This window comes from Micromonospora sp. NPDC051141 (assembly GCF_044455765.1).
Lineage (GTDB): Bacteria > Actinomycetota > Actinomycetes > Mycobacteriales > Micromonosporaceae > Micromonospora.
In genome coordinates, this window is sequence record NZ_JBITFD010000011.1 from 217,386 (window position 1) to 244,169 (window position 26,784).

The 26,784-nt window shown below is 73.1% G+C and carries 24 protein-coding genes and 3 pseudogenes; 6 read left to right on the forward strand and 21 right to left on the reverse strand.

All coding sequences use genetic code 11. From position 1 onward, the window contains the following. Positions 1-11 precede the first annotated feature (11 nt). The 5 genes and pseudogenes from ACIA6B_RS21840 to ACIA6B_RS21860 all read right to left on the reverse strand — a co-directional run. Positions 12-374: pseudogene (locus tag ACIA6B_RS21840) on the reverse strand (PhoH family protein); the annotation flags it as partial. A gap of 309 nt (positions 375-683) precedes the next feature. Next, positions 684-1,457 (reverse strand): annotated as a pseudogene (locus tag ACIA6B_RS21845) (LAGLIDADG family homing endonuclease); the annotation flags it as partial. Beyond that, positions 1,446-2,141: pseudogene (locus tag ACIA6B_RS21850) on the reverse strand (PhoH family protein); the annotation flags it as partial. The pseudogenes ACIA6B_RS21850 and ACIA6B_RS21845, both read right to left, overlap by 12 nt. A gap of 133 nt (positions 2,142-2,274) precedes the next feature. Further along, complete coding sequence (locus tag ACIA6B_RS21855) at positions 2,275-3,651, reverse strand: serine hydrolase domain-containing protein (RefSeq protein ID WP_396775785.1); 1,377 nt, start codon at positions 3,649-3,651, stop codon at positions 2,275-2,277. Between the two features lie 3 nt (positions 3,652-3,654). After that, positions 3,655-3,999 (reverse strand): histidine triad nucleotide-binding protein, encoded by a 345-nt coding sequence (locus ACIA6B_RS21860; protein WP_107155707.1) that lies wholly within the window; start codon positions 3,997-3,999, stop codon positions 3,655-3,657. A 37-nt stretch (positions 4,000-4,036) separates the two neighbouring features. On the opposite strand from ACIA6B_RS21860, the gene ACIA6B_RS21865 reads away from it, so the two are divergent. Next, positions 4,037-4,798: an SDR family NAD(P)-dependent oxidoreductase gene (locus ACIA6B_RS21865; protein WP_396775786.1), complete on the forward strand. Its 762-nt coding sequence runs from the start codon at positions 4,037-4,039 to the stop codon at positions 4,796-4,798. A 142-nt stretch (positions 4,799-4,940) separates the two neighbouring features. Here ACIA6B_RS21865 and ACIA6B_RS21870 read toward each other — a convergent pair whose 3' ends face one another. The 3 genes from ACIA6B_RS21870 to hrcA form a co-directional block, all read right to left on the reverse strand. Beyond that, complete coding sequence (locus tag ACIA6B_RS21870) at positions 4,941-5,675, reverse strand: 16S rRNA (uracil(1498)-N(3))-methyltransferase (RefSeq protein ID WP_396775788.1); 735 nt, start codon at positions 5,673-5,675, stop codon at positions 4,941-4,943. Between the two features lies 1 nt (position 5,676). After that, positions 5,677-6,819, reverse strand: coding sequence for a molecular chaperone DnaJ (dnaJ, locus tag ACIA6B_RS21875; protein ID WP_199199573.1), 1,143 nt, complete (start codon positions 6,817-6,819; stop codon positions 5,677-5,679). A gap of 71 nt (positions 6,820-6,890) precedes the next feature. Continuing rightward, a complete protein-coding gene (gene hrcA / locus ACIA6B_RS21880) occupies positions 6,891-7,916 on the reverse strand; it encodes a heat-inducible transcriptional repressor HrcA (protein ID WP_107155704.1) in 1,026 nt (341 codons plus the stop codon). Positions 7,917-8,124: 208 nt separating this feature from the next. Here hrcA and ACIA6B_RS21885 point away from each other — a divergent pair, with 208 nt between their 5' ends. Next, on the forward strand, positions 8,125-8,772 hold the full coding sequence (locus ACIA6B_RS21885; RefSeq protein WP_396775790.1) for a DUF4870 domain-containing protein: 648 nt from the start codon (positions 8,125-8,127) through the stop codon (positions 8,770-8,772). Between the two features lie 42 nt (positions 8,773-8,814). On the opposite strand, the gene hemW is transcribed toward ACIA6B_RS21885, so the two are convergent. Then, entirely contained in the window at positions 8,815-10,038 is a 1,224-nt protein-coding gene (hemW, locus tag ACIA6B_RS21890; RefSeq protein WP_396775906.1) for a radical SAM family heme chaperone HemW, read from the reverse strand. Between the two features lie 19 nt (positions 10,039-10,057). On the opposite strand from hemW, the gene ACIA6B_RS21895 reads away from it, so the two are divergent. Together ACIA6B_RS21895 and ACIA6B_RS21900 are read left to right on the forward strand one after the other, a co-directional pair. Further along, complete coding sequence (locus tag ACIA6B_RS21895) at positions 10,058-10,843, forward strand: enoyl-CoA hydratase-related protein (RefSeq protein WP_396775791.1); 786 nt, start codon at positions 10,058-10,060, stop codon at positions 10,841-10,843. A 153-nt stretch (positions 10,844-10,996) separates the two neighbouring features. Further along, positions 10,997-11,857 (forward strand): hypothetical protein, encoded by an 861-nt coding sequence (locus tag ACIA6B_RS21900; RefSeq protein ID WP_396775793.1) that lies wholly within the window; start codon positions 10,997-10,999, stop codon positions 11,855-11,857. Positions 11,858-11,979: 122 nt separating this feature from the next. Here ACIA6B_RS21900 and ACIA6B_RS21905 read toward each other — a convergent pair whose 3' ends face one another. The 7 genes from ACIA6B_RS21905 to ACIA6B_RS21935 form a co-directional block, all read right to left on the reverse strand. Next, on the reverse strand, positions 11,980-12,810 hold the full coding sequence (locus ACIA6B_RS21905) for a carbohydrate ABC transporter permease (RefSeq protein ID WP_396775794.1): 831 nt from the start codon (positions 12,808-12,810) through the stop codon (positions 11,980-11,982). Next, positions 12,807-13,796, reverse strand: a complete 990-nt coding sequence (locus ACIA6B_RS21910) for a carbohydrate ABC transporter permease (RefSeq protein ID WP_396775795.1) — start codon at positions 13,794-13,796, stop codon at positions 12,807-12,809. Before ACIA6B_RS21910 ends, ACIA6B_RS21905 begins: the two co-directional genes overlap by 4 nt. Beyond that, complete coding sequence (locus ACIA6B_RS21915; protein ID WP_396775797.1) at positions 13,793-15,085, reverse strand: sugar ABC transporter substrate-binding protein; 1,293 nt, start codon at positions 15,083-15,085, stop codon at positions 13,793-13,795. The genes ACIA6B_RS21910 and ACIA6B_RS21915 overlap by 4 nt, the downstream gene beginning before the upstream one ends. Positions 15,086-15,304: 219 nt before the next feature. Then, positions 15,305-15,589 carry a GlsB/YeaQ/YmgE family stress response membrane protein gene (locus ACIA6B_RS21920; protein ID WP_107155698.1) on the reverse strand — a complete coding sequence of 95 codons (285 nt, stop codon included), beginning with the start codon at positions 15,587-15,589 and terminating at the stop codon, positions 15,305-15,307. A 259-nt stretch (positions 15,590-15,848) separates the two neighbouring features. Beyond that, on the reverse strand, positions 15,849-16,133 hold the full coding sequence (locus ACIA6B_RS21925; RefSeq protein WP_396775800.1) for a GlsB/YeaQ/YmgE family stress response membrane protein: 285 nt from the start codon (positions 16,131-16,133) through the stop codon (positions 15,849-15,851). Between the two features lie 233 nt (positions 16,134-16,366). Then, entirely contained in the window at positions 16,367-18,244 is a 1,878-nt protein-coding gene (lepA, locus tag ACIA6B_RS21930; RefSeq protein WP_281937223.1) for a translation elongation factor 4, read from the reverse strand. Between the two features lie 173 nt (positions 18,245-18,417). Beyond that, positions 18,418-18,954, reverse strand: a complete 537-nt coding sequence (locus tag ACIA6B_RS21935) for a DUF4240 domain-containing protein (RefSeq protein WP_396775803.1) — start codon at positions 18,952-18,954, stop codon at positions 18,418-18,420. A 74-nt stretch (positions 18,955-19,028) separates the two neighbouring features. Between ACIA6B_RS21935 and ACIA6B_RS21940 the strand changes: the two genes are divergently transcribed. Together ACIA6B_RS21940 and rpsT are read left to right on the forward strand one after the other, a co-directional pair. Further along, on the forward strand, positions 19,029-20,033 hold the full coding sequence (locus ACIA6B_RS21940; protein ID WP_396775805.1) for a phosphotransferase family protein: 1,005 nt from the start codon (positions 19,029-19,031) through the stop codon (positions 20,031-20,033). Between the two features lie 167 nt (positions 20,034-20,200). Next, on the forward strand, positions 20,201-20,467 hold the full coding sequence (rpsT, locus tag ACIA6B_RS21945) for a 30S ribosomal protein S20 (protein ID WP_089158054.1): 267 nt from the start codon (positions 20,201-20,203) through the stop codon (positions 20,465-20,467). 274 nt (positions 20,468-20,741) lie between these two features. Here the strand turns inward: rpsT and ACIA6B_RS21950 are convergent, their stop codons facing one another. From ACIA6B_RS21950 to ACIA6B_RS21970, 5 genes are all read right to left on the reverse strand, one after another. Next, entirely contained in the window at positions 20,742-21,242 is a 501-nt protein-coding gene (locus ACIA6B_RS21950; protein WP_396775806.1) for a hypothetical protein, read from the reverse strand. Next, entirely contained in the window at positions 21,239-22,219 is a 981-nt protein-coding gene (gene holA / locus ACIA6B_RS21955) for a DNA polymerase III subunit delta (protein WP_396775808.1), read from the reverse strand. The genes ACIA6B_RS21950 and holA overlap by 4 nt, the downstream gene beginning before the upstream one ends. A 420-nt stretch (positions 22,220-22,639) precedes the next feature. Continuing rightward, on the reverse strand, positions 22,640-23,002 hold the full coding sequence (locus ACIA6B_RS21960; protein WP_396775810.1) for a hypothetical protein: 363 nt from the start codon (positions 23,000-23,002) through the stop codon (positions 22,640-22,642). A gap of 261 nt (positions 23,003-23,263) precedes the next feature. Further along, the gene (locus tag ACIA6B_RS21965; protein WP_396775811.1) at positions 23,264-25,639 is read right to left on the reverse strand and encodes a ComEC/Rec2 family competence protein; all 2,376 of its coding nucleotides are present in this window, start codon (positions 25,637-25,639) and stop codon (positions 23,264-23,266) included. Then, complete coding sequence (locus ACIA6B_RS21970) at positions 25,636-26,649, reverse strand: helix-hairpin-helix domain-containing protein (RefSeq protein ID WP_396775813.1); 1,014 nt, start codon at positions 26,647-26,649, stop codon at positions 25,636-25,638. Before ACIA6B_RS21970 ends, ACIA6B_RS21965 begins: the two co-directional genes overlap by 4 nt. Between the last annotated feature and the right edge of the window lie 135 nt (positions 26,650-26,784).

The following is a 26,784-nucleotide window of genomic DNA, read 5'->3' on the forward strand; positions in this document are numbered from 1 at the left end:
TCCTCTGGTGGTTAGCGGCGCCGACCGGCCCGGCCGCCCTGGGCGGTCCGCCCCGGCACGGCGTGCACGCTCTGCGCCTGCTGGTTCTCCCGCTCGGCGTCCCAGCGGGCGTACGCGTCGACGATCTCACCGACCAACTTGTGGCGGACCACGTCGGAGCTGGAGAGCTGGGCGAAGTGCACGTCCTCGACGTTGTTCAGGATCTCCCGGACCACCCGCAGGCCGCTGCTCGTCCCGCCGGGAAGGTCCACCTGGGTGATGTCGCCGGTGACCACGATCTTGGAGTTGAAGCCGAGCCGGGTGAGGAACATCTTCATCTGCTCGGGCGTGGTGTTCTGCGCCTCGTCCAAGATGATGAACGCGTCGTTGAGCGTGTTGTGGGTGACCAGGAAGTCGTCGGTGACGTAAAGCGAGTCCTCTGCCGCGACCTGGATGCACATCGTCTCCTGCACCCCGGCCGGGATGATCGAGTCGATGAACCGCATCGGCCGGCCACCGCCGTGCTCGTCGTACAGCCTGCGCTTGCGCGACAGGCGGAACGGCGCGACACCGGCCGGAAGACGGATCTCCACGACATAGGCGTCGGACCGGTAGGGAACCGGGCGGCCGTTCGCCAGGCCGGGCTTACGACCCTCGGCCGGACGGACCCGCGCCGTGGCCACCCCGCCGAGTGACTCGACCAGGTGGACCACGTCGTCCGCCAACTGTGCGGACGTGGTCGTGTACTGCACCCGGCAGGTGCGCCCGGACTGGACCACCGGCCCACCGTCGGTGTCCAGCAGCCCCTGGAGCACCGCCAGCCGGACACCGACGCTGTTGTTCAGGTAGTCCTCGGGGACGAACTTCGTGCCCGACTTCGCTCCGGCGAGGCCCAGCTCGCGGAGCGCCGCCGTCACCGGGTTGACCACGATCACCCCACCTCGACGCCCGTTGACGTGCCGGAGGACGTAGTCGTAGTCGTTCTTGCGGACCAGCTCGATGTCGACAAGCGCCTCCTCCAGCGCGACCGCCAACTCGGGGTCGGCGGTGCAGAAGGCCGGCGTCGCATGAGTGGAGAAAGCGCCGTCGCCGAGCAACAGCCCGACCGCGTACGGGTCGAGCGGAACCGCACGCGACGCCATCTGCACCGGTTCGACAAGCGGCAGCTCGTAGCGGCGGGTGCGGCCCCGCCACTCCTTGCCGATCATCTCCTGCGTCTCGATGGTGCGCCGCCGGCCACGCCGCTTGTCGTCCGGCGTGGCGACGGTCCACAGGTGCTCGCCGCAGCAGAGCGTGGACGCCCCGTCCTGCGTGGTGACCCGATAGACCTGCTTCGGGCCCTGCGGGTAGATGCCGATCACCGGCGTGGGCGTCCCGTTCGACCCGATTACCAGGTCACCGACCTGGAGCGAGCCGAACGGCCGGAACCCCTCCGGGGTCAGCACCCGGGCGTGGTGCGGCTGCGCCCGGCCCCTCATGTATGCCAGCGGCGCGACCTCGATCGTGCCGGCGGCCATCAGCTTCGGGATGGACTCCGGGTCGAGCATGTCGTGCAGCGCGTCGTAGAGCGGGCGCAGGTAGGGGTCGATCTTCTCGTTCAGCGTGCCGGGCAGGAACCCCAGCCGTTCGCCCGCCTCGACCGCCGGCCGGGTCAGGATGATCCGGTTGACCTGCTTGGCCTGGAGCGCCTGGACCGCCTTCGCCATGGCCAGGTAGGTCTTGCCGGTGCCGGCCGGGCCGATGCCGAACACGATGGTGTGCGAGTCGATCGCGTCGACGTAGCGCTTCTGCCCGAGCGTCTTGGGACGGATGGTGCGACCGCGCCGGGAGAGGATGTTGAGCGTCAGGACCTCGGCGGGCCGCTCGGCGCCGCCCTGCTCGAGCATGCCGACGGTACGCCGAACGGCGTCTGTGGTCAGGGTCTCGCCTTTCTCGATCAGTTCGAGGAGCTCACTGAAGAGACGCTCGGCGAGGGCGTTGTCGGCGGGCGCACCGGTGATGGTGATCTCGTTGCCGCGCACGTGGACGTCGCTGCTGACCGAGCGTTCGACGAGACGCAGGATCTCGTCGCCCGCGCCGAGCAGGTTCACCATGATCTTCTGGTCTCCGACCGTGATCCTGGTCTGCACCCGGGGCGGGTCGGGAGGTGGGGTGCCGGTCATAGGTCGGGCCCGTCGGGCCCTGCGCCACCTGCTCTCCGATCTCGGCGCCGGGCCCTGCTGGCGCGGCGTACGGTGGCCTCCATCGTATCGGGTCGGCACCGTACGCACCGCGCCCATTTCCGGTGCCCGGCGGTCAGCCGCCGGCGCGGAAGTCGTACCCGTCGAACGCCTCCTGCCGCCGGGTGAAGCGGTAGGTCGCCCAGTGCATCCGGACCACCGCGCCCCGCTCGTCCCGGGTGAGCCGGAGCAGCTCACCCGCCTCCCGGCCGGAGACCGTGCGGAACACGTCCGGCCGGTCCGGCAGCGGCGCGAACACCGACGGCGGCTTGCCGGCCGGGTCGTCCGCGCCCCGGGCCCGCAGCGCGCCGTCGTGCCAGGAGAAGACGGACTCGAACCCCTCGCCCCACCAGCGGCCCAGCATGCCGCGCAGGTGTTCCGGGGCGGGCGGGCCGGGACGCCACGGCTTGATCTCCGCCGGGTCGTGCTCGGCGGCGGCGGCGAGCAGCTCGTGCGTCAGGTCGAGCACCTCGACGCCGGTGCCGGACGAGCCGAGCACCGCGCAGCCCATCGCTCCGGCGGTGCCCTCGCCGCCACGGCGACCGTAGACGGCGGCCAGGAAGCCCGGCATCGCGCCGTCGTGCCCGACGTGGGTCACCCGGCCCGGTCGGGGCACCAGGATCAGCCCGAGCCCGAAACCGGCCGTCCAGAGCGACTCGTCGGTGGTGGTGAGCGGCCAGCGCATCTCCTCGACGGTGGCCGGGGCGAGCACCGCGCCGGCCGGGTCCAGCGCGGCCGGGTCGGCCAGGAACGCCGCCCAGCGGGCCATGTCCGGCGCGGTGCTCCAGAGCTGGGCGGCCGGCGCCACCGCGCCGAAGTCGACGGGCGGCTCCGGGTGCGCCTCGTCGGAGTACGCGTCCACCAGGAAACCGGTGACGGCCCGCTCCCCCGGCGTGACGCCGGTGGCGGTCAACCCCAGCGGGGCGAGCACCCGCTCGGCGAGCACCTCGGCCCAGGTGCCGCCGCGCCGCCGGGCGACCGCCTCGCCGAGCAGCGCCAGACCGAGGTTGGAGTAGTGGAAGCGACGGCCGGTGGGCAGCACCCGCTCCACCCGGGCCAGGTCGGCCAGCAGCTCGTCGACGGACGGGGCACGCAGCGTGTCCCACACGTCGCCGTACGGCTCGCGTTGCAGGCCGGCGGTGTGCGACAGCAGCCGACGGACGGTCAGCTCGCGGTGCGCGGGCAGGTCAAGGTGCCGCCCGATCGGGTCGTCCAGGTCGAGCAGCCCGTCGTCGCGGCACTGCATGACCAGCACCGCGGTGAACGTCTTGGTGACCGAGCCGATCCGGAAGACGCTCTCCGGATCGAGCACGGTGTCGTTGCCGGTGCCGCCCACCGCGCAGGCCCAGAGCGGCCGGTCGGCCCGGTGCAACGCCGCCGACAGCGCCGGGACCCGCCCGTTCGCCTGGGCCCGCCGGGCCATCCGGTCGAGCCGGTCGGAGATCGAGGTCATGCCTCAGCGGCAGAGCATCGGGCCGAGTGGCGCGCCACCCAGCAGGTGGGCGTGCACGTGGAAGACCTCCTGGCCGCCGTACGGGCCGGTGTTGAACATGAGGCGGAAGCCGTCCACGGTCAGGCCCTCCTCCTCGGCCACCAGGGCGGCGGTGTGGAGCACCTCACCGGCCAACGTGGGATCGCCCTGGGCGAGGGTGGCCACGTCCGCGTAGTGCTCCTTCGGGATCACCAGCACGTGGGTGGGGGCCTTCGGGTCGATGTCCCGGAAGGCGAGGGTGGTGGCGGTCTCGCGGACGATGGTGGCGGGGATCTCCCCGGCGACGATCCGGCAGAACAGACAGTCCATCGCAGCAGTGTAGGGAACGTCCGGCAGGATGGCCGACATGGCGGGACGGGCGGTACTGGTGACGGGAGCCTCGCGGGGCATCGGGCGGGCGGTGGCGCGGGCGTTCGCGGCCGGCGGCGACCGGGTGGCGGTCCACCACCGGGACTCGGGCGGGCTGGCCGAGGCGTTGCGCGCCGAACTGCCCGGCGACGGCCACGTGGTGGTCCGCGCCGACCTGGCGGACCCGGACGCCGTACGGGCCATGGTGGACGAGGCGGCCCGGCTGCTCGGCGGTCTCGACGTGCTGGTCAACAACGCCGGGGTGTTCGGGCCGGCCGACCCGCCGCACCCGGTCTTCGAGAGCAGCTACGAGCAGTGGCGGGCGCGCTGGCGCGAGGTGCTGGACACCAACCTCGTCGGCGCCGCCAACGCCGCCTGGTGCGCCGCCCAGCACATGCGGGAGCGGGGCGGTCGGATCGTGAACGTCTCCTCCCGGGGCGCGTTCCGGGGCGAACCTGCCAATCCGGCGTACGGGGCCAGCAAGGCGGGGATGAACGCGATGGCGCAGTCGCTCGCGGTGGCGCTGGCGCCGTACGGCATCGGGGTGGCCTGCGTGGCCCCGGGCTTCGTCGAGACCGACATGACCAACGAGCACCTGAAGAGCGAGCGCGGCGAGGCGGTCCGGGCGCAGTCGCCGTTCCACCGGGTGGCCCGCCCCGAGGAGATCGCCGCCGCCGTCCACTGGCTGGCCAGCCCCGACGCGGAGTGGGCGTCCGGCACCATCGTCGACCTGAACGGCGCCTCCTACCTCCGCACCTGACGCCACCCACCCCGCCCCTCCCCCACCCCCACCCCCGCCCCCACCGCGCGCAGTTTCACGGAAAGAGTGCCTGTCCAGCCGCGAATAGCCCCTCTTTCCGTGAAACTGCGCGGCAAGAGGGGTGAGGGGGCGGGGGTGGGGGTTACCAGCGGGGGAGGCGGGTGGAGAGGACGGCGAGGGCGGCCACGCCGGCGGTGGAGGTGCGCAGGACCGAGGGGCCCAGGCGGACCGGGCGGGCACCGGCCTCGCGGAACGCGGCCAGCTCCGGCTCGGCGATGCCGCCCTCGGGGCCGACCACCAGGACGATCTCGCCGGTCGACGGCAGCGCGACGGTGGTCAGCCGCTCGTCGGCCTCCTCGTGCAGCACGAAGGCGGCGTCGGCGCCGGCGATCCGGCGGGCCACCGTGGCGGTGGACTCGTCCGGGGCGCCGGCCACCACCGGCAGCCACGGGCGGCGGGCCTGCTTGGCGGCCTCCCGGGCGGTGGCCACCCACTTTTCCCGGGCCCGGACGCCCCGGTCGCCGCGCCACTGGGCGACCGAACGGGACGCCGCCCAGGGCACGATCTCGTCCACCCCGACCTCGGTCATCGCCTGCACGGCCAGCTCACCCCGCTCGCCCTTGGCGATCCCCTGCACCACCACCAGCCGGGGGACGCACGCGTCGGCGTACCCCCGGGAGGTGATCCGCAGGTCGAGCGCGCCCCGGCCGACGGCGGTGACCACGGCGGCGGCGGTGCCGCCCCGGCCGTCGGCGAGCAGCAGCTCCTCGCCGACGCGCAGCCGCTGCACGGTGGCCGCGTGGTGGCCCTCCGGGCCGTCCAGCGTCACCGTGTCACCGGCGGGCAGCGCCTCGACCAGGAACAGCGGCGCCGACACCTCAGGCGTGCCCGTTGAACGCGTCGCGCATCCGGGAGAAGAAGCCGCCCTGCTTGGTCAGCTCGGCGACCTCCTCGCCGCGGGTCTTGGCGAAGTCGCGCAGCATCCGCTCCTGGTCGGCGTCGAGCTTGGTCGGGGTCCGCACGTCCAGGTGGACGTAGAGGTCGCCCCGGCCGGTGCCGCGCAGGTGCGGCACGCCGCGGGCGCGCAACCGCATCGTGCTGCCGGGCTGGGTGCCGGCCTTGACGTCGACGATCTCCTCGCTGTCCAGCGTCTTGATGGTCAGCCGGGTGCCGAGCGCGGCGGCGGTCATCGGCACCGTCACCCGGCAGTGCAGGTCGTCGCCCTTGCGCGAGTAGACGTCGTGGGTCCGCTCGTGGATCTCGACGTAGAGGTCGCCGGCGGTGCCGCCACCCGGGCCGACCTCGCCCTGCTGGGCCAGCCGGATCCGCATGCCGTCCTCGACGCCGGCCGGGATCTTGACGGTCAGCGAGCGGCGGGTCCGCACCCGCCCGTCGCCGGCGCAGGTCGGGCAGGGGTGCGGGATCGTGGTGCCGTAGCCCTGGCAGACGGTGCACGGCCGGGCGGAGACCACCTGGCCGAGGAACGTCCGCTGCACCGACTGCACCTCGCCCCGGCCGCCGCACGCCTCGCAGGTGGCCAGGTGGGTGCCGGCGGCGGTGCCGGCGCCGGAGCAGGTGGTGCAGAGCACCGCGGTGTCGACCGTGATCGGCGCCTCGACGCCGAACGCGGTCTCGTTGAGGTCCAGCTCCAGCCGCAGGATCGCGTCCGCGCCCGGCCGGGTACGCGGCCGGGGACCCCGGCTGCCGCCCGCCGCGCCGCCGAAGAACGCGTCCATGATGTCCTGGAAGCCGACGAACGGGCCGGCGCCGCCCGGGCCACCCGCGCCCGCGCCGCCGCCACCCGGGGCGAGCGGGTCGCCACCCAGGTCGACGATCTGCCGTTTCCGGTCGTCCGAGAGGACCTCGTACGCGGCGTTGATGTCCTTGAACTTCTCCTGTGCCTCCGGGTCCGGATTGACGTCCGGGTGGTACTGCCGCGCCAACTTCCGGTAGGCACGCTTGATGTCGTCGTCGGAGGCGTCCCGGCTCACGCCGAGAATTCCGTAGTAGTCCCTGGCCACTGCGTCTGGTGTCCTCATGTTCGTCTCGCGTCGCCGGTCGCCGGCCGTTTCCGGCCGTCGGCCCTGACTGGTCAGTTCTGGGCCAGCAGTTCGCCCACGTAGCGTGCCACGGCCCTCACCATGGCGATATTGCCGGGGTAGTCCATCCGGGTGGGCCCGAGCACGCCGAGCCCACCGACGATCGTGGCACCCGGGCCGTAACCGGTGCTGACCACCGAGGCGGCCCGCAGATTGTCGATCTCGTTCTCGTCGCCGATGAGCACCCGGGTGGTGTTGCTCGGCTCGGTCTCGCCGATCAGCTTGAGCAGCACGACCTCCTCTTCGAGCGCCTCCAGGATGGGGCGCAGCGAGCCCTGGAAGTCGAGCAGGCCACCCCGGGTGAGGTTGGCGGTGCCGGCCAGCGCGATCCGTTCCTCGTGCCGCTCGACGAGCGTCTCCAGCAGCACGGTGGAGAGCGTGGTCATGGCCGGGCGCAGGTGCGGCGCGGACTCCTCGACCAGCGCCTGCACCAGCGGGGGCGTCTCGGCGAGCTGGCTGCCGACCAGTTTCTCGTTGACCAGCCGGCGCAGGTCGGTCACGTGTTCGGCGGGGACCGGGGCGGGCAGCTCGACCAGCCGCTGCTCGACCCGCCCGGTGTCGGCGATCATGACGACCATCAGCCGGGTGGTGGAGATCGGCACCAGTTCCAGGTGGCGCACCTTGGAGCGGGCCAGGCTCGGGTACTGCACCACGGCCACCTGCCGGGTGAGCTGGGCCAGCAGCCGGACCGTGCGGTGCACCACGTCGTCGAGGTCGACGGCGCCGACCAGGAAGCGCTCGATCGCCCGGCGCTCGGCCGGGCTGAGCGGCTTGACCCGGGAGAGCCGGTCGACGAAGAGGCGGTAGCCGCGGTCGGTGGGCACCCGGCCGGCGCTGGTGTGCGGCTGCCGGATGTAGCCCTCCTCCTCCAGCACCGCCATGTCGTTGCGCACGGTCGCCGGTGAGACGCCGAGCTGGTGCCGCTCGACCAGGGCCTTGCTGCCCACCGGCTCCTGCGTGGCCACGTAGTCCTCGACGATGGCGCGCAGCACGGCGAGCTTGCGGTCGTCGAGACCCATCTCCCCACCTCCTGACGCACCTCGGCCGGGCGACGCGCGGCATCCGCCGGGCAACTGGCACTCGACTGTAGCGAGTGCCAGTCTACGTCGGCACCCCCGTCGGCGCGATGATCAGCGCCGCACCCCGGGTGCGGTCCGGCGCACAGTACGGCGCGTCGAGGCCGAACAGCCCTGGTGCCGCTTGCCCCCGGGACCTACCGTGACGTCCATGACTGAACCTCCTCGCCCTCCCGGAGCGGGGGACCCCGGCCCCCAGCCCGACCCGTTCCCGCCGTCGGCGCCGTACGGCTCCTCGCCGGCCGACGAGCCCCCCACCGCACCACTGTCCGGGGCGCCGGGCGGCGGCGGCTATCCCCCGCCCGGCGGTTATCCGCCCCCGGGCGGCCAGCCTCCGCCGGGTGGCTACCCCCCGCCGGGCGGCTATCCCCCGCCCGGTGGTGACACGCCGGGCTACGGCGCGCCGGGCGGCGGCTACCCCGCCGGTGGCTCCTACGGCCCGCCGGCCGGCTACGCCAACAACGACGACAAGACCTGGGCCCTGGTGGCGCACTTCGGCGGCGCGGCCGGGATGCTGATCGGCGGCGGCGTGCTGGGCTGGGTCGCGCCGCTGGTGGCGCTGCTGGCCCGGGGCAACCAGTCCCCGACCGTACGGGCGCACGCGGTCGCCGCGCTGAACTTCCAGCTCATCTGGTCGATCATCGCGCTGGTCGGCTGGATCCTCACCTGCATCCTGATCGGCCTGGTGGTCGGCTTCGGCGCCATGATCGTCGGCATCATCTTCGGCATCCTGGGCGGCGTGAAGGCCAACGAGGGACAGCTCTACCGCTACCCGATGTCGGCCAGCCTGATCAAGTGACAGCCGCCGGCCGGTCCCGCGCGGCGGGGCCGGCCGGACCGGTCAGGGCAGCAGGTCGCGGACCACGCCGTCGGCCAGCAGTCGACCGCGCAGCGTGAGCACGGCACGTCCGCCCGCGTACGCCGCGTCGTCGAGCAGACCGCCGGCCCGGGCCCGCTCGGCGCCGGCCCGGCCGGCCTCGTCCAGCACGTCCAGCGGCAGCCCGGAGTCGAGCCGCAGCCGCAGCATCACGTCCTCCATGTGCTGTTCGTCAGCGGTGAGCCGTTCCCGGGCCAGCGCCGGCGAGGCGCCGCCGGCCAGCCGTTCCGCGTACCCGGCCGGGTGCTTGACGTTCCACCAGCGCACGCCGCCGACGTGGCTGTGCGCCCCCGGGCCCAGGCCCCACCAGTCCGCGCCGGTCCAGTAGAGCAGGTTGTGCCGGCACCGGGCCGCCTCCGAGCGGGCCCAGTTGGAGACCTCGTACCAGGAGAAACCGGCCGCGTGCAGCGCCGCCTCCGCGGCCAGGTAGCGGTCCGCCGCCACGTCGTCGGAGGGGTACGGCAGCTCGCCCCGGCGCATCCGCGCGGCCAGCCGGGTGCCGTCCTCCACGATCAGGGCGTACGCGCTGACGTGGTCCACGCCGGCGTCGACCACCTGGGCCAGCGAGGCGGCGAAGTCGTCCGCGGTCTCCCCCGGCGTGCCGTAGATCAGGTCCAGGTTGACGTGGTCGAACCCGGCGTCGCGGGCCTCGGCGGCGGCGGCGGTGGCCCGACCCGCGCTGTGCCGCCGGTCGAGCACGGCGAGCACGCCCGGCGCGGCGGACTGCATGCCCAGCGAGATCCGGGTGTAGCCGGCCGCCCGCAGCGTCTTCAGCGACTCCGGGGTGACCGACTCGGGGTTGGCCTCGGTGGTCACCTCGGCGTCGGCGGCCAGCCCCCAGGTGCGGTCGACGGCGTCCAGGATCCGGGCCAGGTCGTCGGCGGGCAGCAGGGTGGGTGTGCCGCCGCCGACGAAGACGGTGTCCACCCGGGGCGGCGGGGCGTCGCCGAGCACCCGGCCGGCGAGCGCCAGCTCGGCCAGCACGCTGTCGGCGTACGTCTCCCGGTTCACCCCGCCGCCCAGCTCCGCGGCGGTGTACGTGTTGAAGTCGCAGTAACCGCACCGGCTGGCGCAGAACGGGACGTGCACGTACACGCCGAAGCCGTGGGCGCCGACGGCGCGGCGGGCGGTGGCGGGCAGCGACCCGTCGCGCGGGACGGGTTCGCCTTCTGGAAGGACGCCGGGCATGGCCACTAGTGTGCCCGGCATGACCTCTCCGGACGCTCTCGTGCGGGTCGCCACGGCCCGTGGGGTGACCACCCTCACCCTGGACAGCCCGCACAACCGCAACGCGCTCTCCACGCCGCTGATGACCGAGCTGCTGGCCGGGCTGGCCGCGGCGGTCGCCGACGACTCGGTCCGGGCGATCGTGCTGGACCACACCGGCCCGGTCTTCTGCTCCGGCGCCGACCTGAAGGAGACCGCCGCCGCGTACGCCAGCGGGAGCGTGCCGGCCGGCATGCTCGGCGACGTGCTGGTCGCCGTGCGGGAGTGCCCGAAGCCGGTGCTGGCGAAGGTGGCCGGGCCGGCCCGGGCCGGCGGGTTGGGCCTGATCACCGCCGCCGACCTGGTGGTCTGCGCCGAGGAGGCGACGTTCGCGTTCACCGAGGTCCGGATCGGCGTGATCCCGGCGGTGATCTCGGCGACCGTGCTGCCCCGGCTGAGCCCGCGGGCCGCCGCCGAGCTGTACCTGACCGGGGAGACGTTCGACGGCCGGCGGGCCGCCGAGATCGGTTTGGTCACCGCCGCCGTGCCGGCGGACGGGCTGGACGCCGCCGTGGAGCGCTACCGCGCGGCGCTGGTGAAGGGCGCGCCGAAGGCCCTCGCCGGGGCGAAGGAGCTGCTGCGCCGCCCGGCCGCCACCGACCTGCGGGCGGAGATCGCCGCGTTGGCGGCGCTCTCCACCGGGTACTTCCTCTCCGAGGAGGGACGGGAGGGGGTGCTCGCGTTCCGCGAGAAGCGTCCGGCGGCGTGGGTGCCCGCCGGCGAATAGCAGGAGGGCCCCCGGTTGACGCCTCCGGCATAGGTATGGCCCCCGCTTGACGGCTACCCGTCACGGGGCGGTGACGCGGCGGCGAGCAGGCCGGTCGGCCGAGCCGGAAAGTGGGACGGGCGACGTACGCTGGGCGGACTGTCAGGACAGGGGGTGCGGGTGCGGACGCGACCGGCGATCGTGGCATCTGGTGTGGTGGTGTGCGTGCTGGCCCTGCTCGCGATCTGGTTCGTGACCAAACAGTTCGGTCACCACCTGCGGCTGCCGCTGGCCAGCCGGACCTGCACCGTCCAGGCCGACGGCGAGGTGGTGCTGGGCGCCGACCAGATGGCCAACGCGGCCACCATCGCCGCCATCGGCGTCCAGCGCCGGATGCCCGAGCGCGCGGTGGTGGTGGCGCTGGCGACCGCCTACCAGGAGTCGCACCTGCGCAACATCGCGCACGGCGACCGGGACTCGCTCGGCCTGTTCCAGCAGCGCCCGAGCCAGGGCTGGGGCACCCCGGAGGAGATCCAGGACCCGCGCTACGCGACCCGGAAGTTCTACGCCGCGCTGAAGAAGGTCAAGGGCTGGGAGCGGATGCGGGTCACCGAGGCCGCCCAGCGGGTGCAGCGGTCGGCCTACCCCGAGGCGTACCAGAAGTGGGCGGACGAGTCGGAGGTCCTCACCCGCGCGCTGCTCGGCCAGGCGACCGGCGCGGTGGCCTGCACGGTCGGGTCGACTCCGACGCTACGGGGCCCGGCCGCCGCCAGCGCGGTGCTGGAGGGTCTCACCCTGGACTGGGGCCTGCCCCGCCTGACCGCGGCGACGACGCTGACCGGCCTGACCGTGCCGGCCGGTGACGACCGCGACGGCTGGCGCTACGCCCACTGGTTGGTCTCCCACGCCGACGACAACGGCGTGAAGCGGGTCCGCTTCGGCAGCCTGGAGTGGACCGCGGAGCAGGGCACCTGGGGGCGGGTGAAGGGCGACCCGGCGACGCAGGTGCTGGCCGAGGTCTTCGCCGACACCTGAGCACGGTGCCTGAGCCGAATGCCTGCGCCCGTGCCTGCGCCGAACACCTGAGCCCGGTGCCTGGGCCGGCGACGGGCCGCCGGCGTCCCAGCCGGCGGCCCGTCATCGAGGTCGACCGGGGATCAGCCCTTCACCGCGCCGGCGACCAGCCCGGAGACCATCCGGCGCTGGACCAGCAGGAAGAAGATGATCACCGGCAGCGTGAACAGCGTGGACGCGGCCATCACCGAGCCCCACGCGGTGTCGTCCCGGCCGAAGAAGAACGTCATCGCCACCGGCAGCGTGTACCGCTCCTGGTCGTTGATGAACGTCAACGCGAAGATCAGCTCGTTCCAGGCGGTGATGAAGGAGAAGATGCTGGTCGCCACCAGGCCGGGCGCGACCAACGGGAACAGCACCTTGCGGAACGTCTGGGCCCGGCTGGCCCCGTCGATCGCGGCGGCCTCCTCCAACTCCTTCGGCACCGCCGCGACGAAGCCGCGCAGCATCCAGACCGCGAACGGCAGCGAGAAGCCGAGGTAGGTGAGGATCAGGCTGGGCAGCGTGTTGTAGAGGCCGAGCCGCTGGATCATCAGGAACAGCGGGATGACCAGCGCCTCCAGCGGGATCATCTGCACCACCAGGAGCAGGATCAGGAAGCTGGTGCGCAGCTTGAACCGGAACCGGGCCACCGCGGTCGCGGCGAGCAGCGCGACCAGCCCGCTCAGCAGCACGGTGGCCACCGCGACCAGCACGCTGTTGAGGAAGAAGTCGAGGAACGTCACGCCGGGGATCAGGTTGCCGGTGAGGATCTCCCGGTAGTGCTCCAGGGTGGGCTCCGCCGGCACCGGGCGCGGCGTGGCCGAGAAGATCTCCCGGTTGGGCTTCAGCGACGTCGCGACCATCCAGTAGACGGGGAACGCGGCGAAGAGCGCGACCAGCAGGCCGGCGCCGTTGAGCGCGATCTTCTTCACGACTCGTCCTCCTGCTTGAGCACCATGCGGACGTACAGTGCGGTCACCGCGAGCAGGATCACGGTGAGGATGACGGCGATCGCCGAGCCGAGGCCGTACTTGGGCGGCGGCGAGAACGCCTCCGCGTACGAGTAGATCGACAGCATGAACGTCGACCGGTCCTGGGTGCCGCCGGCCAGCACGAACTGCTGGGTGAAGACCTTGAAGTCCCAGATCGTGGAGAGCACCACCAGGATGCCGAAGACCGGCCGGAGCATCGGGAACGTGACCGACCAGAAAACGCGCCACGGCCCGGCGCCGTCGACGCGGGCCGCCTCCTGCAACTCGGTGGGCACGCTCTTGAGCCCGGCCAACACGCTCACCGCGATGAACGGGAACGAGTGCCAGACCACCACCAGCGTCAGGATGCCGAAGAACAGCAGCGGGTCGTTGAACCAGCCGTAGCCGGTCCAGTCGCTACGCCCGAACAGCGTCGTGGAGAGGCCGTCCGGCAGCTTGTTGAACAGCCAGGTGACCAGGCCGCTCGTGTCGTCGAAGATCCACTTCCAGACGATGGTGCCGGTCAGCGCCGGGGTGGCCCAGGCGAGCATCACGCAGCTCGCCACGAACGTGGCCATCTTCTTGCCGAGCCGGTTGAGCAGCAGCCCGACCAGCGTGCCGAGCACCATGGTGAGCGCCACGTTGGCGACCGCGAAGAGCACGGTGTTGCGCAGCACGGTCCGGAAGAACGGGTCGCCGAGGATCTGCGCGTAGTTGGCCAGGCCGACCCAGGGCCACTCGCGGTCCCCCCGGAGCTGCCGGACGCTGTCCAGCTTGTAGAAGGACATCATCACGACCTGGCCGAGCGGCCAGAGCAAGAGCACGGCGATGATCGCCAGACAGGGCAGGAGCAACAGGTACGGGAGGCGGTCCACCTTTCGGCGGCGCCGCCGCGCGGGGTGCTCCCGCGCGGCGGCCTCGCCGGTGGCCTTGGTCAGCGTTGTCACTTGGCGTTGAGAATGCTTTCCATCTCGGTGGCCGCGTCGGCGGTTGCCTTCTCGACCGTCTTCTGACCCTTGATGACCGAGCTGTTCATCGCCTGGGTCACCGTCTTGGTGCGGCTGACCTCGACCCACTTCGGGGTGAGCGGGGTCAGCTTGGTGTTCTGGATGGCGGTCGCGAACGCGGCCATCACCTTGTCGTTGGCGTAGTTCCCGCCGCTGACCAGGTCCTGGTAGACCGGGAAGAAGCCGAGGCTGTTGGCGAACTCCTGGTCCTTCTGCTTGCTCAGCAGCACGGTCATGTAGTCCCAGGCCAGCGCCTGCCGCTCGCTGTCCTTCCAGACCGCGATGTCGGAACCGCCGGCGAACGCCGGGGCGGCCTTGCCGTCCGGGCCGGGGATCGGGAACGTGCCCCAGACCTTCTCGATGTCGGGGTTGTCCTTCTTCATCGCGCCGCCCTGCCAGCTACCGGCGAACGCCATGGCGGCCTTGCCGGTGGCGAACTGGGTCCGGGCGTCGACCTCGTTCCAGCCGGCGGCGGCCGGCGGGGCGACCTTGTGCACGGTCACCAGGTCGGTCCAGAACTTGACCGCCTTCTGCGCCTCGGGCGTGTTGTAGCCGGACTTCCAGCTGTCGCCGTCCTTGGTGGCGATCTCGCCGCCGGCACCCCAGAGGAAGGAGTAGAACGGCAGCTCGGAGTTGCCGGGCAGGGCGATGCCGTAGGTGCCGGGCTTCTTGGCCTGGACGGCCTTGGCGGCGGCGACCATCTCGTCCCAGTTCGTCGGCGGCTTCACACCCGCCTCGGCGAACCAGTCGGTGCGGTAGTAGACGGCACGTACGCCGGCGTACCACGGCACGCCGTACTGCTTGCCGTCGAGCTGGGCGTTCTTCACCAGGTCGGGCAGGATGTCCTTGCCCTCGGACCAGCCGTTGAACTTGTCCGTCACGTCGGCCAGGGCTTCCTGGGCGGCCCACCCCTGGGTCTCGGTGTTGCCCAGCTCGGTGACGTCCGGGCCCTCGCCGCCGGCGAGCGCGGCCTGGAACTTCTTCGGCGCCTCGAGCCAGGGAATGTACTGCACCACGACGTCGGTCTCGGGGTGCTTCTTCTTGAACTCCGCCTCGACCGTGTCGAGGAACGTGGTCTGGGCGTCGCCGCCCTCGCCCATCATCCAGACCGTCAGCTTGCTGTTGTCGGCGGCCTTGTCATCGTCGCCGGAGCCACCGCAACCGGTCAGCACCAGCGCGGCCGACGCCACGATGGCGGTGACCGGAGCCAGCCGCTTCCACCTGTTCACGCCATATCTCCCTCAGGGCCGTTTGGCACTAACCTTCTCCGCCGCACCTTAGTAGGAAAATTTCCTTTACAACAGGGGGTGGGCCCGGCGGCCGACCGAGGCGACCGTATCGCAGCCGAAGGCCCGGCCGGCAGGGGTGCCGTCCGGGCAGGTCAGAGCGGGAGTACGCGGACGGGCGCCCGGCCGGTGGCCGGGCGCCCGTCGAGCGTCGTGGTGGGGTCAGTAGCGCGAGACGCCCCGCCGACGGCCGACACCGGCCACCAGGGCGACGCCGATGGCGGCGAAGAGCACCTGCAGCAGCAGCTCGCGCCAGTCGATGCCGGCGGTCTCGGCGAAGCCGGAGGCCCGGGCGACGATCGTGCCCAGCAGCGCGGCGCCCACACCGATCAGCATGTGCAGCCACATCGGCATGTTCTGCCGGCCCGGCACGACCAGGCGGCCCAGCGCGCCGACGATCAGACCAACGACCAGCGCCGTGATGATGCCCCAAACGGTGAGCTCCATGGTCGCCCTCCTCCTTCAGATCGAGTCACACGATGTCGTGTGGTTTCTGTCGTGACCGCTAAGTTCCCGACCCGCGAAAAATCCAAACCGACTCCGGTGACGAATTGTTCATCCCTACCCTGAGCTGGGGTTTCCCGCCCAAATCCCGGCCTGGGCCGCCGTCGCCCCCACCGTCGGCGAACCGATCGGCTTCAATGCGAAACGGCGACGGGCGCCCGGCCGGTCGGCCGGGCGCCCGTCGCGGCGCGTTGGTACGCGGTCAGTGGTGGGTGACGCCCCGCCGACGACCGACCCCGGCCACCAGGGCCACGGCGATGGCGGCGAAGAGCACCTGCAGCAGCAGCTCGCGCCAGTCGATGCCGGCGGTGTCGGCGAAGCCGGACGCCCGGGCGACGATCGTGCCCAGCAGCGCGGCGCCCACACCGATCAGCATGTGCAGCCACATCGGCATGTTCTGCCGGCCCGGCACGACCAGCCGGCCCAGCGCGCCGACGATCAGACCAACGACCAGCGCGGTGATGATGCCCCAGACGGTGAACTCCACGGTCGGTCCTCCTATAAGCGGTTTCGCACGTTCTGTGCGGTTGCTGTCGTGACCGGTAAGTTCCCGACCGATCAAAAACCGAAACCGACCGAATCCGCGACACGCCGGAAGTCGCCCGACCGCCGAGCCAAAACCGCAGGTGGGAGCGGTTCCGGAAGCTGAAAATTTCCTGGGTACGCGAACCGGCCGGCACCCTCGACGGAGGGCGCCGGCCGGTTTCGTGGGCCGCTCGGCTACTTCTTGCCGGCGGGCTTGCCGTCGCCGGAGTCGGACGAGAGCGCCGCGATGAAGGCCTCCTGGGGAACCTCCACCCGGCCCACCATCTTCATCCGCTTCTTGCCCTCCTTCTGCTTCTCCAGCAGCTTGCGCTTCCGGCTGATGTCACCGCCGTAGCACTTGGCGAGCACGTCCTTGCGGATCGCGCGGATCGTCTCCCGGGCGATCACCCGGCTGCCGATGGCCGCCTGGATCGGCACCTCGAACTGCTGACGGGGGATCAGCGAGCGCAGCTTCGCCGCGATCGTGGTGCCGTAGTTGTACGCCTTGTCCTTGTGCACGATGGCGCTGAACGCGTCCACCGGCTCACCGTGCAGCAGGATGTCCACCTTCACCAGGTCGGACGCCTGCTCGCCGGAGGTCTCGTAGTCGAGCGAGGCGTACCCCTTGGTGCGGCTCTTGAGCTGGTCGAAGAAGTCGTAGATGATCTCGGCCAGCGGCAGCGTGTAGCGCAGCTCCACCCGGTCGGCGGAGAGGTAGTCCATGCCGAGCAGGTTGCCCCGGCGGCCCTGGCACAGCTCCATCACCGCGCCGACGTAGTCGTTCGGCGTCAGCACGGTGGCCCGCACGGTCGGCTCGTACACCTCGGCGATCTTGCCGGTCGGGTACTCGCTCGGGTTGGTCACCACGATCTCCTGGGCGTCCTCCGTGATGGCCCGGTAGACCACGTTCGGCGCGGTGGAGATCAGGTCGAGGTTGAACTCCCGCTCCAGCCGCTCCCGGATGATCTCCAGGTGCAGCAGGCCGAGGAAGCCGCAGCGGAAGCCGAACCCCAGCGCGCCGGACGTCTCCGGCTCGTAGACCAGCGCCGCGTCGTTGAGCTTGAGCTTGTCCAGCGCCTCGCGCAGGTTCGGGTAGTCCGAGCCGTCGATCGGGTAGAGACCCGAGTAGACCATCGGCTTCGGGTCCTTGTAGCCGCCGAGCGCCTCCTTGGCCGGGTTGCCGTTGATGGTGACCGTGTCACCGACCCGCGACTGGCGGACGTCCTTCACGCCGGTGATGAGGTATCCCACCTCGCCGACGCCGAGCGCGTCGGCCTTCACCATCTCCGGCGAGATGACGCCGATCTCCAGCAGCTCGTGCACCGCGCCGGTGGACATCATCTTGATCCGGTCCCGGGCCGAGATGCGGCCGTCGATCACCCGGACGTACGTGACCACGCCGCGGTAGACGTCGTAGACCGAGTCGAAGATCATCGCGCGGGCCGGGTCGTCGGCCTCCCCGACCGGCGGCACGAACTGCCGGACGATCTCGTCGAGCAGGTACGGCACGCCCTCACCGGTCTTGCCGGAGACCCGGATGCAGTCCGCCGGGTCACCGCCGATCAGGTGCGCCAACTCCTCGGCGTACTTCTCCGGCTGGGCGGCCGGCAGGTCGATCTTGTTGAGCACCGGGATGATGCGCAGGTCGTTCTCGAGCGCCAGGTAGAGGTTCGCGAGAGTCTGCGCCTCGATGCCCTGCGCGGCGTCGACGAGCAGGACCGCGCCCTCGCAGGCGGCCAGCGAGCGGGACACCTCGTAGGTGAAGTCGACGTGGCCGGGGGTGTCGATCATGTTGAGCACGGCGGTCTCGCCGGCCCGGTCCCCCTCGCGGATCGTCCACGGCATCCGGACGGCCTGGCTCTTGATGGTGATGCCACGCTCGCGCTCGATGTCCATCCGGTCCAGGTACTGCGCGCGCATCTGCCGGGGGTCGACCACGCCGGTGAGCTGCAGCATCCGGTCGGCCAGGGTCGACTTCCCGTGGTCGATGTGGGCGATGATGCAGAAGTTCCGGATGCGCGCCGGGTCGGTGGCACCAGGAGCGTTCGCGCCGGGATCGAGCTTCGGTGGCACAGCGGTCCGTTCTGGTCGGCTGACGTGAGCGGGCCGGCGCGCCGCCGGCCCCCTCTATGCTCCCACGTCGTCCGGCGCGCGCCCGGGCTCCCCCGGCACTGCCCGGCCACCCGCCGCCGCGCGGGGCGTCACTCCGCCGCGACCGGTCGCCGCGTGACCCGCCGCGCGGGGGGTCACTCCGCCGGCGGTTCGACGAAGAGCGCGGCGAGCCGGGGCAGCCGGCGGCGGGCCTCCTCCTCGTCGTCGAAGTCCCAGAAGTCGTTCAGGTCCGGCACCTTCACCGGATCCCGGTCGGTCGGCAACTCGGACGCGGTGGCCTGCCGGTACGCCTCCCAGGGCACCGACAGCATCCGCTCGCACTCGAACTCCTCGCCGCTGAGCGCGGCGGAGCGGACCCGGGGCAGCTCGGCCAGCGAATCCGGCTCGGTCACCGCCCGCGCGAAGACGGCCCGGCCCTGCGTCATCAGCCAGCCCCGGAAGTATTCGAAGCCGTCGTCCGAGGCGCCGCCGTTGATCAGGTACGCCGCGCCCCACAGGTCGACCCGGTAGGAGGCGGCGAGCACCCGCCGCTGGTGGTGGGCGTATCCGACGATCTCCTCCGGATCGCGCTCGGCGAGCAGCGCGACCGCCCGCACGGCGACCGCGTCGGCCTCTCCCCCGGCCCCGGCCCGGGCCTGGTCGATCAACTGCCAGAAGTCCTCGGTCCTCATGGTCGGCAGTCTGGCAGAGCCCACCGACGCGCCGCCCGCACCCGGCGGTGGTGGCGGTGCGGCAGCATGGAGCGGTGCGTGCGATCTCGCTACCGCCCGTTCCGTACGGGGAGACGGCCGAACGACCCGGCTGGGCCGAACTGCCGGACGGGCTGCGCGACGCGCTGACAGCCCGGCTCGGCGGCCCACCGGCCGAGGTCCGGGTGGCCGGCGGCGGCTTCACGCGCGGCTTCGCCGCCGTCCTGACCGGCCCGGGCGGCGACCGGGTGTTCGTCAAGGCGGCGGCGCTGGCCGGGCAGCGGCACCTGGTCGACTGGTACGCCCACGAGGCCGCGATCCTGGCCCGGCTCCCCGCCGGCCTGCCGGTGCCCCGGCCGCGCTGGGCGTTGACCGGGTCCGGCTGGTACGCGCTCGCGCTCGACGCGATCGACGGGCACACTCCCCGGCTGCCCTGGGACCCGGCCGAGCTGGCGGCGGCCCTCGCCACGTACGCCGAGGTGGCCGCCGCGCTCGCCGAACCGCCCGGGGACCTCGTCGCGCTCGGGCTGCCGCGCCTGGCCGACCTGGCCCGGGACGACATCCTGTGGTGGGGCGAGGTGGCCGCCGGCCGCGAACCGCTGCCCGCGGCGGCGGCGGGCGTCCCGCTGGCGGAGCTGGTCGCGCTGGAGTCCCGCCTCCCCGGCTATGCCGACGCCGCCCCCGGGCTGGCCCACGGTGACCTGCGGGTGGACAACCTCCTGATCGACGCCGACGGCCGCGCCTGGCTCTGCGACTGGACCTGGCTCTGTCACGGGCCCGCCTGGTTCGACCTGGCCGCCCTGCTGCTCACCGGGTACGCCAGCGGCCTCGACGCGGACGCCGCCTTCGCCCGCCACCCGGCGACCGCCGCGGCGCCGCCGGACACGCTTGACGTGAGCCTCGCCGCACTCGCCGGCTACTTCCTCACCGGCGCCGCCGCCGGCCCGTCGACCGCCTCCCCACACCTGCGCTCCCACCAGCAGTGGAGCGGTGAGCAGGCCCTCACCTGGCTCACCGCCCGCCGCGGCTGGGCCCGGGGCGAAGGAGGGGCCCCCGCTTAACGTTTCCGGTAGAGAAGGGCCCCTTCTCACCCTGCTGACCGGTGCGTCCGGGAGGCGTTTTGGCTCGTCCGGGAACGACCTGGTAGCCTGACCATTCGCGCGGCGATGACGCATGCTCGTCGCGCACGCAAGCTGACCAACCCGAGCTATCAAGACGAGGCTGTCGCGTGGCGAACATCAAGTCCCAGATCAAGCGCAACCGGCAGAACGAGAAGCGCCGGCTGCGTAACAAGTCGGTCAAGTCGTCGCTGAAGACCGCCATCCGCAAGTTCCACGAGGCTGCCGAGGCGGGCGACACCGAGAAGGCCGCCGTGCTCATGCAGGAGGCCACCCGGAAGCTGGACAAGGCCGCCAGCAAGGGTGTCATCCACGCCAACCAGGCGGCGAACCGGAAGTCGGCGATCGCCAAGCGCGTCGCCTCGTTCTCGGCCTGACGAGACCGTAGACCTGACCGGAAGCCCCGGGGCCACCGCCCCGGGGCTTCCGGTTGTCCGCGTTTCTCCGCCGGGGCGAGGTCGGGCATGCGCACGCGGTCCGGCTGGCCAAGCTGCCTGGGCCGCGACCCGCACAGGACGCCGCCCGACCGGCTCGGCACGGCCGACCGGCTCGGCACGGCCGACCGGACCGGCACGGCCGGACCGCATCGGTCGTGGCCTGGCTGGGTGGCGCTGCTCACCGACTGGCGCGGCTGGGCGGAGCGGGCGGCGGTCAGCGGAAGGGATCGGGCCAGGTGATCTCGGAGGCGGTCCGCCGGCCCCGCTCCCCGGGCCGGTCGAGCGGCAGCGCCGAACGCCCCGCCGGGTGGTGGGGAGCCGCCGAGCGGGTGGCACTCCGATCGCCGGTCAGGCTCAGGCCACCGGGCACCGCCCGGACCGTGGCCGGCACCCGGGCCCGCCCGACAACCGGCTCCATCTGCCGGCGGAAGCGGTCCCGCTCCTGCTCGGGCACCTGAGCCGCAGTGCGGATCACGATCTCGGCCACCACGTCGTTGAGCTTGACCATGGCCGCCACGGCGGTCGGCAGCACCAGCACCGCCCACCAGCTCACCAACTCGGCGAGCGAGAGCAGCACGGCCAGCGCCACCGCGCCCTCGAAGAAGAGGAAGCAGAGCACCCCGCCCGGGTTGACGAAGCGCAGGCCGAGCACCCGGGCGTAGAGGGGCCGGTAACGGTCCTCGTCCGTCGGCACGGTCGACCACGCTCGGGTCACCGGCCGCCGCCCTGCCGGGCCGCGGCCACCGAGAAGACGGCCCGCTCCAACGCGTACGCCCGGTCGTCGGCACCGCCCTTGACCGCCGCGTTGCACTCGGCGGCGGCCCGCATCGCCGTGACCAGGCCCTCCGGCGTCCAGCCCCGAGCCTGGCGTTGGGCCCGCTCGATCTTCCACGCCGGCATGCCCAGGCTGCTGGCGAGCTGGTAGGCGCTGCCCCGTCCGGCCGAGGCGACCCGGGCCACGGTCCGCACGCCGTCGGCGAGCGCGTCCGCGATGGGCACCGGATCGACCCCGACGTGCAGCGCCCAGCGCAGCGCCTCCAGGGCGCCGGGCACGTCGCCGACCATCGTCGCGTCGGCCACGGTGAAGCCGGTCACCTCGACCCGGCCCCGGTAGTAGCGGGCGACCGTCTCGGCGTCGATCCGACCGTCGGTGTCGGCGACGAGCTGTGAGCAGGCGGCGGCCAGCTCACGCAGGTCGTTGCCGACGGCCGCGATCAGCGCCTCGGCCGCGTCCTCGGCACACTTTCCGCCATGGCGGCGGATCTCGTCCCGGACGAAGGCGACCCGCTCACGGTGCCCCTTGAGTTTGCCCGCCGGCACCACGGTGGCGCCCGCCGATCGCAGGCCGTCGGCGAACGCCTTGCCCTTGGCGCCGCCCACGTGCAGCACCACGAGTTGCACGTCCGGGTCGGGGTTCTTGGCGTACGCCAGCAGCGCGGCGGACAGGTCCTTGCGGGCGTCCTGGCCGGAGCGGAGCACCAGCACCCGGCGACCGCCGAACAGGGACGGGCTCAGCATCTCGTCGATCTCACCGACCGCCAGCGAGCCGGCCTGGTATTCCCGCACGTCCACGTCGGGGTCCACCGCGCGGGCCCGGGCGACCGCGTCGGAGACCGCGCGCGTGGCGAGCAGCTCCTCGTCGCCGAGGACGAGCAGAATGGGAGGCAGGCTGGCGGGGGTCACGTCGCACATACTCGCACGCCCTCGGGGCGGATCGTGCCTGCTCATCGCGGACTGTGACGGCCCGGCCCGCACTCAGCGCAAATCCAGACATTTCCCTTGATCCTGCATCTATAGCAACAGAACCCAACGCGCTCAGCGCGACCGTCCGGGCCCGGTACCACGCGCCGCCACCGCTGGGCTGGCTCCGACCTGGACGGCCTGCACAGCGGCGGCACCCGGCGGCGGATGGGGTACCGCTCGGCTCTGCCGCGCCCAGCAGCACCGCGCTCGTCCGGTCGACCAGCGCACGTGCCGACCGGGAAGTACCCCGGACCGTCGGCGACCAGGAGACCTCCGGTCCGGTCGTGGGCGTCGACACCGCACGCCTCACCGGAGGTCTCGCCTGGTCTCAGGCCGTCACGCCGTCGACGAGGCCCCTGGTCGCCACGACTAGCCGATGCAGATGGCGACGGCCCTGATGGTCTGGACCGTCGCGCCCCGGTTGCTGCCGCGCACCGCCCAGCCGTTGCCGGAGGCGAAGGAGTCGGTGATGAAGATGTCGAAGGCGGACGTCTGGCCGCCACCGCCGGTCACGATCGTGCCGGCCGGACAGGTGACGGTGGCGACCCCGTTGGCCCCCGGCGACACCGACACCGAGGTGCCGGTCCGCTGGGACGTCGGAGCCATCGCCGCCTGCGACTTGGCGGCCGCAGTGGAGCCGGGGTCGGCGGCGGCAGTCAGGGGCACGGCCAGCAGGAGGCCGCCGGCCAGTGCCGCCCCCGCGCCGGCGAGGATGAGCTTCTTGTTCTTCATGGCTGGAGTTCCCTTCGCTTGTCGAGACATGGTCGCCCGTACGGTGGCCCCAGGTTGACCCACTCTGGGGCATCAAATCCATAGATGACCGGCTAAATTGCAGATACGCCAAATCTATCGACATTCATCAGGTTTGACCTATGGCAGTATCCTCTGACCAGGGCTTTTGCCCCGCCTGACCGTCGTTGGCCGTCTGGCCGTCAGCAGGCCAAGCCGGCGGTTGGCGCTGCCAGCGACCGCGGCAGCGTGGCGGGCGGAGCGTCACCGCGACCGTCCGGGCCCGGTGCCACGCGCCACCACCGCCAGGCCGGCCCCGACCCTCACGACGGCCACGTCCCCGTCGGTGTCGGTACGCATCACCCGCGCGCCGCCCCTGCTCAACCGTCCCAGCAGACCGGGGTTGGGATGCCCGTAGTCGTTGTCGACACCGACGCAGACCAGCGCGACCGCCGGGCGCACCGTGGCGAGGAAGTCCGGGTCCTGGTAGGCGGACCCGTGATGCGCCACCTTCAGCACGTCGGCCCGGAACGCGCCGGCCGGCACCGTCTCCAGCAACGCCCGCTGCTCCTCGGTCTCGGCGTCCCCGGCCAGCAGGACCCGCACACCGGCCACCGTGGCGGTCAGCACCAGGGAGTTGTTGTTCGGGTCGGAGCGGCTGCCGCGCAACGGGTACGGCGGCCCGACCGCGACCAGCTCCACCGCGCCGGCCCGCCAGCGCCAACCCGCCGACGCCGGGGCGAGCGATGCGCCACCCCGACGGGCCGCCTCGCGCACCTGGGCCACCCCGTAGGGCGGCTCGGACCAGGGCGGACCCACCACCGCGCCGACCCGCCGGCCCCGGAACACCCCGGCCACCCCGCCCACGTGGTCGGCGTGGAAGTGGCTGACCACCAGCAACGACACCTCGCGTACGCGCAGGCGGCGCAGACAGGCATCCACGCCGGACGGCTCCGGGCCGGCGTCGACCACCACGACCCGCCCGGGCGTGACCGACAGCACGACGGCGTCGCCCTGGCCCACCGCGCACGCCACCACCAACCAGTCACGCGGCGGCCACCCCGAGGCGAGCAACCGGATCGGCAGCGCGCCCAGCACCACGGCGAGCGCCACGACCGCGACCAGCCGGCGGGCCCGACGTCGCCGGGTGGCGAGCAGCAGCGCCACGCTCACGGCGGTCAGCAGCAGGCCGCCGGTCACCCCGCCCGGCCAGGGCAGGTTCCCGGCCGGCAACCCGGACCCGTGGGTCGCCACCGCCACCAGCCAACGCGCCGGCCAGCTCGCCAGCCAGGCGAGAAACTCCGCGCCGGCCGGCCACACCGGCGACAACACCGCGGCGAGCACACCCAGCACCGTGGCCGGTGCAACGGCGGGCACCACCAGCAGGTTCGCCGGCACCGCCACCAGGCTGACGGTCGCCGACAGCCCGGCGATCACCGGGCCGCAGGCGAGCTGTGCGGCAGCCGGCACCGCCAACGCCTCCGCCAACCCCGGCGGTACGCCCCGACGACGCAGCGCGTCCCGCCAGCCCGGCGCGAGCAGCAGCAGCCCGCCGGTGGCACAGACCGACAGCGCGAAGCCCGGATCGCCGGCCAGATCCGGGTCCAGCAGCACCAGCCCGGCGACCGCCGCGGCCAGGGCGGGCAGCGCCGCCCGGGGCCGCCCGGCGGCCAGCGCGGCGAGCCCGATCGCACCCATCGCCGCGGCCCGCACCACGCTCGGCGAGGGCCGCACCAGGATGACGAAGCCGACAAGCGCCAGGCCGCAGAGCGCCACGGCGGTACGCGGACCGGCGCGCGCCCAACGGGCCAGCAGCAGCACCGCTCCCACCACGATGGCCACGTTGGACCCCGACACCGCGTTGAGGTGCGTCATCCCGGTGGCCCGGAAGTCCTCCTCCACCTCGGGCAACAGCCGGCTGGTGTCGCCCACCACCAGGCCGGGCAGCAGCCCGCCCGGGGCGTCCGGCAACGGCTCGCAGGCCCGCTGCAATCCGGCCCGCAACGCGCCGGCCGCCCGCTGCGGCCACGACGCGGGGCCGTGCCGGGTGGGCGGCCCGGTGGCCGAGAGCACCGCCGCGGTCAGGTCGCCGCCGCGCGACGCGCCGAGCCGTCCCCGGGTGGTGACCCGTTGCCCCGGCAGCAGCCCCCGCCAGCCGGGGTCGGTGGCGAGCACCAGACCGCGCAGTGGGCCGGTGACCTGACCGCCGTCGGCGCCGGTGAGGCGTACCAGATCGACCCGGACCAGCAGGGTGGCCGCGCGGCCGGGAGCGCCGCGCACCGGGCGGGGGTCGTCCCGGACCACCAGGTCGGCGGTGACAAGCGCGCGTTCGGCGACGAGCGCCCGGACCGGGGCGGCGTCGCGGACCGCGACCCGTGCCCCGGTGGCCGCCGCCCCGCAGAGCGCGCCGAGCAGGACGGTGACGGCGATCCAGCCGTACCGGCGCGCCGGGCGGACGGGGTGACCCAGCACGCCGCCGAGGTGTAGGCCCGCGACGAGCGCGAGCGCGGCGGCGACGGCGGCCAGCCCGACGGTCCACCGGACGGGGAGGTGCAGCCCGGCCAGCGCGGCGAGCCAGGCCGCCACCGCGAAGCCGGCCAGTCGCAGGTCCGGCCCGGCCTCCCCACCGTCGGCGCTCACACCGTCACCAGTTCCTTGAGCTGCTCGTAGCGGGCGTCCCCGATGCCGTCGACCTGACGCAGGTCGGCCACGGACCGGAACCCGCCGTGCTGGTCCCGGTGGTCGAGGATCCGCTGGGCGAGCACCGGGCCGACGCCGGGCAGCGCGTCGAGCTGGGCCAGCGTGGCGGTGTTCAGGTTGACCGGCCCCGCCGCCGGTCCACCCGGCGCGCCGCCGCCGGCCGCCGGACCCGGTGCGGGCTGTCCGGGCGGGGCGGTGACGCCGACCAGGATCAGCTCACCGTCGGTGACCTTGCGGGCGGGGTTGAGCAGTGCCACGTCGATCCCGGGCAGCGCTCCCCCGGCCGCCGTCAGGGCGTCGGCCAGCCGGGCGCCGGCCGGGAGCCGGACCAGCCCGGGGCGGCGGACCTTGCCGGCGACCGTGACGACCACCTGGCCGGACGGACCCGCCGGGTCGGTCGCTTCGGTCCCCGCACCGACCGGCGCCCGCGTCGCCGCGCCGGTCGGCGGCTCGCCGACCGGCGCGGACGGCCGGACCGGTTCGGCGCTCGGCCGGGATCGCCACGCCCAGACGGCGGCCACCAGGACGACGATCGCGGCCACCACGGCCAGGACGCGGACGCCCCGCCGACCCGGGTCGAACGCGCCCGGCCCGGGCAGCCGGACCGCCATGCCTCCTGCGGTCGCTCGGGACTCCTCGGGCGGATCTTCGGCAGACCTGTCGTCATCGCCGGTGGGCACCCGGTCCGCGCCGAACGGATGGTCCGGTCCGCGATCAGGCTCCCCATGGCCGGGTCGCCGCCCGGAACGGCCCGGCTCGCCCGGCTGAGCTTCGGGATCCCGGAGACCCCACGGCTCGGTAGGGGGATACGCGGGTGACGGCTTGAGGGCTATCGCTCGGACGACATCTCGCGCACTGCCGGCGGGAGTCTGGACGGCGACCGTCCTGCCCGCCGGCGCGAACAACCGGGCGAGCCGCCGCCGTACCGTCGCTTCCTCGTCGTCTGGCACGGCTCAGGACGCTACGACGACAGCGAGCCTGTCGATCGGTCCGCGACCTCTCGCCTGTGGACGGCGGTGCCCTTGTGGACAATCACCCGCTCATGCCGCCGGTGTGCTAACGATACGTCCGCCGCGGGTGCTGGG